This is a genomic window from Cupriavidus sp. WS, assembly GCF_000395345.1.
In the GTDB taxonomy this organism is placed as follows: Bacteria; Pseudomonadota; Gammaproteobacteria; order Burkholderiales; family Burkholderiaceae; genus Cupriavidus; species Cupriavidus basilensis_B.
In genome coordinates, this window is record NZ_AQPL01000381.1 from 1 (window position 1) to 1,502 (window position 1,502).

A 1,502-nucleotide genomic window follows, 5' to 3' on the forward strand; every position below is an offset into this window, starting at 1 on the left:
CGCCCGCCTATGCGACCAGGTGGGACGCCAGTGTGTTCGCCACCATCGACAAGCAAATCGAGGTCGCGGTGAAGCTCGGCGTGCTGGACCGCGCCCCGGCGCGCAAGATCTACGTGCAGACCTGATGAATACCGACCATATTCTCCTCGAGCGTGCCGGCGCACCGCCGGGCCGGCGCGGCACGCTGGCGCTGCGGTTGCGCGCGGCGGCCGCGCGCTTCGGGCCGCAGGCGCTGTTCTTCGTGCTGCTGGCGGCCGGCTGGGAAGGCATGGCGCGCGCGCTGCACTCGCCGCTGGTGCCGGGCACCGCGGCGATCGCGCGCGAGCTGGTGGCGATCAGCGTGAGCGGTTTCGCCTTCAGCGAGATCGGCGTGACGTTCCTGCGCATGTCGCTCGGCTTCCTGCTGGCGCTGGTGTTCGCGCTGCCGATCGGCATCGCCTCGGCGGTGTCGCGCTTCGCCGAGCGCTTCTTCGAGCCGGGCATCATCCTCGGCCTGACCGTGCCCGGCCTGGTGTGGGCGCTGCTGTGCGTGATCTGGTTCGGCGTCTCGCTGACCTCGCCGGTGGTGGCGGTGGCGCTGGGCGTGCTGCCCTCGCTGGTGATCTCGGTGCAGCAAGGCGTGCGCTCGCTCGACCACGAGATCGTGGAGATGATCCGCGTGTTCCGGCTGCCGGGCGCCACGGTGCTGCGCAAGGTGTGGCTGCCGCTGCTGTACAGCTTCATCGTGTCGGGCTGCCGCGTGGGCTTTTCGATCGCGTGGAAGGTCATCGTGCTGGTCGAGATCTTCGGCATGTCCAACGGCGTGGGCTACCAGCTCAACGCGCAGTTCAGCACGCAGAACGTCGAGGGCGTGATCGCCTGGACCATCGCCTTCTGGGCGGCCATGATCGTGGTCGAGCATGGCGTGTTCCGCACGCTGGAAGCGCATGCGAACCGGTGGAAGCGAGGCGGCGGATCATGAGCAGCGACATTCGCATCGAGGGCGTGGCCAAGCGCTTCGCGCCGCGCGGCACCGACGCCGCCCGCACCATCCTCAGCAAGGTGGACCTGACCGTGCGCGCCGGCGAGCTGGTGGCGCTGGTCGGCCCCTCCGGCTGCGGCAAGTCCACGCTGCTGAACCTGATCGCGGGCCTGGACCGGCCCAGCCAGGGCCGCGTGGCGTTCGAGCGCGGCGGCGGTACGGATAAGGGCCGCGACGCGATCAGCCTGAGCGTGGTGTTCCAGCAGCCGCGGCTGCTGGACTGGCTCAGCGTCGAGGAGAACATCGACATCGTGTTCGAGGGGCGCGACGTGGATGCCGCCGAGCGGCCACGGGTGGTGCGGGAACTGCTGCGCAAGGTCGAGCTGTCCGAGCACGGGCGGGCCTATCCGCAGTTCCTCTCGGGCGGGCAGAAACAGCGCGTGTCGATCGCCCGCGCCTTTGCCCTGCGGCCGGACGTGCTGCTGCTCGACGAGCCGTTCAGCGCGCTGGACGAGCTGACCGCGCGCCGGCTGCGCAGCCT

General features: G+C 70.2%; 2 protein-coding genes. Both read left to right on the forward strand.

The features are described 5' to 3' along the window. Positions 1-124 precede the first annotated feature (124 nt). Complete coding sequence (locus tag K206_RS0127375; RefSeq protein WP_020205565.1) at positions 125-961, forward strand: ABC transporter permease; 837 nt, start codon at positions 125-127, stop codon at positions 959-961. Further along, on the forward strand, positions 958-1,502 hold a 545-nt coding region (locus K206_RS39470; protein WP_020205566.1), incomplete at its 3' end, for an ABC transporter ATP-binding protein. The genes K206_RS0127375 and K206_RS39470, both read left to right, overlap by 4 nt.

Bases quoted from the DNA above. Each gene is read 5' to 3' on its own strand.
- K206_RS0127375 (WP_020205565.1), top strand. From the start codon at position 125: ATGAATACCGACCATATTCTCCTCGAGCGTGCCGGCGCACCGCCGGGC.